This is a genomic window from Actinomycetota bacterium (assembly GCA_005774595.1).
GTDB lineage: Bacteria > Actinomycetota > Coriobacteriia > Anaerosomatales > D1FN1-002 > D1FN1-002.
Map to the genome: position 1 here is coordinate 1 of VAUM01000072.1, position 7,460 is coordinate 7,460.

The following is a 7,460-nucleotide window of genomic DNA, read 5'->3' on the forward strand; positions in this document are numbered from 1 at the left end:
GTCGCGGGCACCGCGAAGGCGGCGGCGCGCGAGGCGGCGGGCACGGCGGCCGGCCTAGCGCGGGAGGCGGGCATCAAGGTCACCGCGGCCGGCATGGCAGCCGCTAAGATGGTCTCGGAATCGCAAGCGGGACGGACGACCGGGCGCATCGCACGGCGCGCGTGGAAGGGCATGCGCGCGACGCTCGCCGAGGCGCTGCGTCCCGATGACGAGGAGTAGGACGGACACGCCGCCGTGGCACGCAAGTTCAGACCACTGACCCCCGAGCTCGCCGAGAAGCTGCCCGACATGTGCCTCGGGTGCGTGTTCTGGGAGTCGGCCGAGCGCCTCGAGGCGCGGTGCGGCGCCGAGACCGACGTCGAGACGGCCAAGGGCTGGATCGCGTACGTCAACGCGCAGTGGGGCGACTGCGGGCGCGTGGTCGTGGAGGACGGCGAGGTCCTCGGCGTGATCAAGTACGCGCCGCCGGCGTTCCTGCCGCAAGCCGCACTCATGCCGGCGGGGCCGCCCACAGGCGACGCGCCGCTCATCGCATGCATGCACATCGTGCCCGAGGCGAGGCAGCACGGCTTCGGCAAGGTGCTCATGCAGGCCGCGCTGCGAGACCTCGTCCAGCGCGGCGAGCGCGCCGTCGAGGCGTACGGCGTGGCGGGCCAGGTCGACTACGCGCACTCGCCGATGGTGGGCGTCGAGTTCCTGCTCCGCTTGGGATTCACCGTCGTGCGGCCGCATCCCGACATGCCGCTCATGCGCATGGACCTGCGCTCGCTCGCGGTCTGGCGCGAGGACCTCGAGTCGGTGCTCGACTCGCTGCGGATGCCGCTGCGCGTCGCACGCCGCGTCCCCGAGCCGTGGGTGGGGAGCCGCTAGCGTGGGTGGCGAGCGCACCGCCGAGGGGAAGCGCCGCGCCGGCTCGGCCGAGCGCGTGCGCGCGTGGCTCGACGAGCGGGGGTGGGCGGACCGGCTCACCGTCTTCGATGACCCGGCGCAGACCAAGACCGCTGCGGCCGCGGCCGAGGCGATGGGCTGCGAGCTCGGCCAGATCGCCAAGTCACTCGTGTTCACGGCCCGCGACGCCCCGGTGCTCGTGCTCGTCGCGGGCGACCGGCGCGGGGACGCGGCCGCCATCGCGGCCGAGTGCGGCGCGGCCGGTGAGGCGGTGTTCTCCGGTCGCGAGCTCGTGCGCGAGGCGACTGGCTACTCGATCGGCGGCGTCTGCCCGTTCGACCTGCCGGGCGGGCTCGCCGTGCTCGTCGACGAGGCGCTCGGCCGGTACGAGACGCTCTTCCCGGCCGGCGGCACCCCGAACTCGATGGTGCGGGTCAGCCTCGCCGAACTGCTCGACGTCACGGGCGGGCGCGTGGCACGCGTCTCGCACGAGTCGTGAGCATGCGCACCCACGAGGTCGTCCGCCCGGGCCCGGCACGCGCACGCCTCGTCGAGGCGCTCGCGCTCGCACTGGTCGCCGCCGGCTTCATGACGGCGGTGTACCGGCCGTTCTCGGCGATCGGCGTGATCGTCGACAGGCGTGCGGTCGAGACCTCGTGGGGGTCGACCGTCGGCGACGTCCAGGCGTCCGGACTGACCTCGGCGGCCCCGGGTGACCTGCTCGCTGCAGACGACGGTTCCGTGGTCGAGACGGGCGCCGGCGGGCCGGTCGCCGCGCGGCGCGACGGCGCGCAGGTGCCGGCGGCTGCGCGCGTCTACCCGGGCGACGTGCTGGCGTACACCGCGGGCGCCGACGTCGTGGAGTCGACCTACACGACCGAGACGGTCATCGAGCCGCCCACTGTCGAGATCGGTGCCGGCCCCATCGCCGAGGTGCTCGACGAGGGTCGCGCGGGGCGTTCGCGCGTGACGATCGGCGCGGCGTCGGGCCGGGTGGTCTCCGAGACCGTGCTCGTGGAGCCGAGGCCGGTGCGCATCGTGCGCTCGGGGGGCACCGGCGGGCTGAAGGTCGTCGCACTCACGTTCGACGACGGCCCGTGGCCGGGGCAGACCGAACGGGTGCTCTCGCTGCTCGATGAGTACGACGCGAAGGCGACGTTCTTCATGCTCGGGGCGAGCGCCGAGCGGTACCCCGCGCTCGCGAGGCGCGTGGTGGACGAGGGGCACCAGGCGGGCAACCACACCTGGTCGCACACGACGGACAACAGCACGCCGTGGGTGGCGTCCGCCAAGGAGATCGACGCCGCCCAGACCGCCATCCGTCGCGCGACCGGCGCGACGCCCACGTGGTTCCGGCCGCCGAAGGGGATGCTCAGCCCCTCGCTCGCGGAGGTCGCGAAAGCGCGCAAGCTGCGGGTCGCGATGTGGTCGGTGGACCCGTGGGACTGGAGGCGGCCGGGTGTCACGGCCATCGCCCAGCGCACGGTCGGCGCTATCAAGCCGGGGGCGGTCGTCCTCCTGCACGACGGCGGCGGCGACCGCGCTCAGACGATCGAGGCGCTCGAGGCGGTCGTCCGCGAGCTGAAGCGGCGCGGATACACGTTCGTCACGCTCGACGAGCTCGCCGAGATCGAGGCCGCCGCGAGCCGGTAGGCGGCGTAGCGCGCTACGGAGAGGCGCCCGCCAGCGCGGAGTCGAACGCCGCGCTCACCGTGCCTTCGGGCTGCGCGCCGACCCAGCGCTCGAGCTCCTCGCCCGTCGGCGACACGAGCACCGAGGTGGGCACGTACTCGACACCCTGCTGCCTCGCGTAGTCACTCGCGTCGGGGTCCGTGTTCATGTCGGCGTACACCATGAAGTCGATCCTGCCCTCGTAGCGCCGCCGCAGCCTGTCGACCACAGGCTTCATCTCGACACATGCGGGTCAAGTGGCCGTCCCGAAGTAGTAGTAGACCGGGTTCCCGCTCGCCGAGGCGGTCCACGCGGCCGGCTTCCCGGCCAGGCCGGGGTCCGCGAGCTGCTGCCGCAGGTCGGCGGGCAGCAGCAGCGCCGCGGCGAGGCCGAGGCAGACCGGGAGCACCACGAGCAGCGCGCTCGCGACGAGGTGCGCGCGGGCGGCCTTCGGGTCGCGGTCCTTCGACAGCGCCCACGCGACCACGCCGCCGAGCGGTGCGAAGAACAGTGTGAGCAGCCACAGCCAGGGCGAGGCCTTGCCGTCCGGCGCCGGGGGGAAGTCGGGCGGCGGCGCCGGCACGCCGAAGGCGTCCGCCGGCTGTGGCGCGGCCGGAGCGGGTCCCGGGAGCGGGAGCGTCGGTGGCGGGGGCGCCGGCGCGAGCAGCACGCCGTCCTCGAGGGTGACGCCGTCTGCGACGTGGTCCGCGGCGTAGCGCGCGAGGAAGGCGCGCGCCTCGGCCTCCTCCAGTCCCGCGAGGTCGTACCCCGACACGCTGCCGCGCTGGGCGAGCACGCGCGCGATCTGGGCCTCGGTCTGCGGTGTGTACTCGGGCACGGCCGTCACCTCACGGCCTACGGTACACCGCGTCCGGCGTCACCACCACGTCCATCGGCACGTCGTGGGTCTCGTCGGGCAAGCGCCCGACGACCTGTTCGTCGAAGGCCAGGCCGATGAGCGGCGCGTCGGCACGCAACTCCGGCAGCAGGCGGTCGTAGTAGCCGGCGCCGTGCCCGAGCCGCGCACACGCCGAGTCGAAGGCCACGCCCGGCACGACTGCGGCGTCGAGCTCGTGTGGCGCGACGGCCGGCGCGCCGACCGGCGGCTCGGGGATGCCGTACGCGCCGGCCTGCAGCGCCTCGCGAGCGCACACATGCAGCGAGAGCGCGGTCGTGCCCTCGACACGCGGGTAGGCGATGCGCACCCCGAGCGCGTGCAGGTGGTCGAGCGCGGCGGCCGGGTCGAGCTCCGTGCCGACGGCGGCGTAGCCGAGAACGAGCCGCGCGTCGGCCAACTCCGGCAGGGCGACGAGATTCGCGCACGCGGCCTCTGAGGCCGCCGTGCGGGCCCGGGGCGCGATCGCGTCGCGCGCCTCGCAGGCACGGGCCCGGAGCGCGCGCTTGTCGTCGGCGGTGCTCACGGGCCGCATCATCCCACGCCGAGCACGGTGAGCACGAGCAGCGCGGCCGACAGCGCGATGACCACGACGATGGTGGTCCAGGCGATCACGTTGAAGGTGCGGCCGTTGACGTGCCGGCCCATGATCCGGCGGTCGTTGACGATGCCCATCATGTAGATGAGCAGGAAGGGCAGGAGCACGCCTCCCACTACCTGCGACATGACCATGATCGAGATGAGGTCGAGGCCGGGCAGGAGGACGAACGCCGCGCCGAACAGGATCACAAAGGTGTAGATGCCGTTGAAGACCGGGGCTTCGGCCCATGAGCGGTCGATGCCGCGCTCGAACCCGAACGCCTCGCAGAACGCGTACGCGGCGGTGAGCGGGAGGACGCATGCCGCGAGGAGCGACGCGCCCAGCAGGCCCGCGGCGAACAGCCACGCCGCGTGCTGCCCCCCGACGGGTGCGAGGGCGGTGGCGGCGTCGGCTGCGGACGAGATCTTCACGCCGGCGGGCGCCAGCACGGTGCCGGTGGTGAGCACGATGCACCAGGCGATGACACCGGCGGCCACGGTGCCCGAGACCACGTCGATGCGCTGCACGGGGAGGTCGGCGGCTGTGACGCCCTTGTCGACGACGTTGGCCTGGACGAAGAACTGCATCCACGGCGCGATGGTCGTACCCACCATGGCGATGGCGATCAGGATGAACTCGGGCTCCATCGCCGCCGACGGGACGAGGGTGCCTCGCGCCACCTGGCTCCAATCCGGACCGGCGAGGAATGCCGCCGCGACGTACGCGACGAACACCGACGAGACCGCGAGCATGATCTTCTCCACCCGCCGGTAGGATCCGCGAACGACCAGCAGCCAGACGAGCGCGGCGGCCAGCGGCACCGCGACGTACCGGCTCACCCCGAGCAGCTCCATCGCCGATGCGATGCCGGCGAACTCGGAGACGGAAGTCGCGGCGTTCGAGACGAGCAGCGCGGTCATCGCGAACAGCGAGGGCCGGATGCCGTAGCGCTCGCGGATCAGCGCCGCGAAGCCCTTGCCGGTGACGGCGCCCATCCGCACCGCCATCTCCTGCACCACGATCAGCGCGAGCGTCATCGCGGGCAGCAGCCACAGCATGCGGTAGCCGAACTCGGCTCCCGCGACCGAGTAGGTCGAGATGCCGCCGGCGTCGTTGCCTGCGGACGCGGCGATGATGCCGGGCCCGAGCGCCGCCAGCACGAGCGACACGCGGCGCCAGCGCCCCGTGCGGGGCGCAGCCTCTGTGACGCGGGCGGTCATCGGACGACGGCCCCCACGACCGGCGCGAAGAAGAAGGCGGTCTCGGCCCAGATGAGCGCGAAGTACACGGCGACCGAGAGCAGCATCGTCGCGATGGACAGGGTCGTGATCGAGACGCGCTTGCCGGCCTCGGTGCGCCTGCGGGCGATCTCGGCGAAGAACGAGCCCGCCAGCACGGTCAGCAGAACGGCGGCCATGGTCGCGATCGCGAAGGTGGCGCTGTCGAGGACCTCGCCGTACAACGCTTCCTTGACGACGAACGCGACGACACCCACGACCGCGCCCATCACGGTGCCGACCGCGCCCTCGGCGAGAATCCGGCGGCCGAGGGGCGCGAGCTCGTCGTCACCCTCGATGAGCTGGGCGACCGCGCGCGATGAGGACTCCTCGGCGGTGCGGAGCAGCAATGGGAGCAGGACAGCTGCGACGGAAAGCGTCTGTAGCAGGTACAAGACGTGCTGGTCGTTTCCAAGGTACTCGGCGTTCGCCACCAACACCCCCACCAGCGCCGCGATCCAGATGACCGCCCACGCGCTGCGCCGCGCGATCCATGCGCCCACGTTCGCCGCGACGCCGCGCTCGCGCGACGCCGAGCCGGTGGCCAGCGCGAGGTCCTCCTCGGCCTCCTCCTCGAGGACGTCGAGGGCGTCGTCTACGGTGACGATGCCGAGCACGCGCCCGGTCTCGTCGACGACGGGCATCGCGAGCAGGTCGTACTTGCCCATCAGCTCCGCGACATCCTCTTGGTCGTCGTCGGGGCCGACCGTGAACAGCTCGCGCTCGGCGATGTCCGGCACGGGCGTCTCGGGCGCGCTGACGATGAGGTCGCGCAGCGAGAGCACGCCGGTCAGCCGGCCGTCCTCGCCGGTGACGTAGACGTAGTAGATGGACTCGTTCTCGGCCGCGCCCTCGCGCAGGTGGTCGATGACCTCGCCGACGGTCATGTCCTCGGTCACAGTGGTGACTTCGGGCGTCATGATGCCGCCGGCGGTCTTCTCCTTGTAGCCGAGCAGCTTGCGGACCGCGCGCGCCTCCTGCACGCCCATCAGGCGCAGCAGCATCTCGGCCTTGTCGTACGGCAGGTCGCCGATGACGTCGGCCGCGTCGTCCGGGTCCATCATCTCGAGGATGTCGGACGCGCGCTGATCGCCGAGGTCGTCGATGACGTCGGCCTGCAGCTCGTCCTCGAGTTCGGAGATCGCCTCGGCCGCCGAGGCGTTGTCGAGGTGCTCGAAGACCTTGGCGCGCTGGGACGGCGAGAGCTGCTCGAGGACGTCGGCGACGTCGGCGGGGTGCAGCTCGTGGAGGCGCTTATGGGTGACGGAGAGCCGCACGTGCGACAGGTCGCGGTCGAGCAGGTCCATGTAGTTCCACGCGATGATGCTCTCGGCCAGGCCGTCGCGGCGGCCGAACACGCGCAGCAGCCCGTCGGCGCCCGTCTCGAGCGCCGGTGAGATGCCGCGCAGGATGCCGCGTATGCCGACCTCGGCGCCGAGTAGCCGCAGCTGGCTGCGCGATTCGGAGAGCTTGAGGTCGTTGACGCGGACGACCTTCATGCCCTGGGTGTCGACGATCTGCTTGTTGAGCAGGTCGCGCGCGAGCAGGACCTCGGTGGGCTGGAGGTACGAGAAGCGCAGGTCGGCTCGCGCGGCGTTCAGCGTCACCTTGTCCGGGTCGAACTCGTCGACGAACTTGCGCCACGACAGCATGAACGGCGTCTTGTCCGGGCCGGTGAAGGCCAGGGCAGTGACGCGCGGGAAGACCTCGCCGGTGGCGATGGCGACGTCGCTGATGGTGCCGATGGTCTCGCCGGCGGCGTCGATCACCGGCCGCCCCAGCATCCGGGTCAGGTAGATCATGCTCGCTACTCCCTCCCTGCGTCCGCGCCGCGGGCGGGCGCGCGTGGGGCGCGCCCGTGGCCGCGGCGGCCAGGGTCTTCGTCGGGCCCCGGGCCCCGACGAGAGTCGGGAGCCGGGACCTAGGGACTCGGAGGTCTCACTCAGGTCCGTTTCGTTCGGCTGCAGGTCGTTGACGGCGAAAGAAAGGCCCCCGGCCGCGGGTGCGGACGAGGGCTGCGGGTGCGCGGGCGCATGGGTGCGCTCGCGCGGGTCGCCCGCCGGGGGCGCGCGCGTGCGCGCGGTCCGGCGAACGTGCCTGGGGCCCCGCTCCCTCGTCAGTGGTTTAAGCACTGTCCGACGTAGTGCCG

7 protein-coding genes and 1 pseudogene are annotated in these 7,460 nt (G+C 72.6%); 3 read left to right on the plus strand and 5 right to left on the minus strand.

Going from position 1 to position 7,460, the window contains the following annotated elements:
* Positions 1-234 precede the first annotated feature (234 nt).
* The 3 genes from FDZ70_04450 to FDZ70_04460 are packed head-to-tail and all read left to right on the plus strand — an operon-like array spanning position 235 to position 2,541.
* Positions 235-870, plus strand: a complete 636-nt coding sequence (locus tag FDZ70_04450; GenBank protein ID TLM78087.1) for a GNAT family N-acetyltransferase — start codon at positions 235-237, stop codon at positions 868-870.
* Position 871: 1 nt separating this feature from the next.
* Positions 872-1,387: a YbaK/EbsC family protein gene (locus FDZ70_04455; GenBank protein TLM78088.1), complete on the plus strand. Its 516-nt coding sequence runs from the start codon at positions 872-874 to the stop codon at positions 1,385-1,387.
* Between the two features lie 2 nt (positions 1,388-1,389).
* A complete protein-coding gene (locus tag FDZ70_04460) occupies positions 1,390-2,541 on the plus strand; it encodes a polysaccharide deacetylase family protein (GenBank protein ID TLM78089.1) in 1,152 nt (383 codons plus the stop codon).
* Between the two features lie 13 nt (positions 2,542-2,554).
* On the opposite strand, the gene FDZ70_04465 is transcribed toward FDZ70_04460, so the two are convergent.
* The 5 genes and pseudogenes from FDZ70_04465 to mgtE form a co-directional block, all read right to left on the minus strand.
* Positions 2,555-2,788, minus strand: coding sequence for a hypothetical protein (locus FDZ70_04465; GenBank protein TLM78090.1), 234 nt, complete (start codon positions 2,786-2,788; stop codon positions 2,555-2,557).
* Between the two features lie 318 nt (positions 2,789-3,106).
* Positions 3,107-3,220 (minus strand): annotated as a pseudogene (locus FDZ70_04470) (peptidoglycan endopeptidase).
* Positions 3,221-3,407: 187 nt separating this feature from the next.
* Positions 3,408-3,992, minus strand: a complete 585-nt coding sequence (locus tag FDZ70_04475) for a 5-formyltetrahydrofolate cyclo-ligase (protein ID TLM78091.1) — start codon at positions 3,990-3,992, stop codon at positions 3,408-3,410.
* Positions 3,989-5,254, minus strand: coding sequence for a divalent metal cation transporter (locus FDZ70_04480; GenBank protein TLM78092.1), 1,266 nt, complete (start codon positions 5,252-5,254; stop codon positions 3,989-3,991). The genes FDZ70_04475 and FDZ70_04480 overlap by 4 nt, the downstream gene beginning before the upstream one ends.
* Positions 5,251-7,113, minus strand: a complete 1,863-nt coding sequence (mgtE, locus tag FDZ70_04485; GenBank protein ID TLM78093.1) for a magnesium transporter — start codon at positions 7,111-7,113, stop codon at positions 5,251-5,253. The genes FDZ70_04480 and mgtE overlap by 4 nt, the downstream gene beginning before the upstream one ends.
* Positions 7,114-7,460 lie beyond the last annotated feature (347 nt).

Excerpts from the sequence above, each read along its gene's own strand:
- FDZ70_04460 (TLM78089.1), top strand. The coding sequence starts at position 1,390 with ATGCGCACCCACGAGGTCGTCCGCCCGGGCCCGGCACGCGCACGCCTC.
- mgtE (TLM78093.1), bottom strand. The coding sequence starts at position 7,113 with ATGATCTACCTGACCCGGATGCTGGGGCGGCCGGTGATCGACGCCGCC.
- FDZ70_04480 (TLM78092.1), bottom strand. The coding sequence starts at position 5,254 with ATGACCGCCCGCGTCACAGAGGCTGCGCCCCGCACGGGGCGCTGGCGC.
- FDZ70_04475 (TLM78091.1), bottom strand. The coding sequence starts at position 3,992 with ATGATGCGGCCCGTGAGCACCGCCGACGACAAGCGCGCGCTCCGGGCC.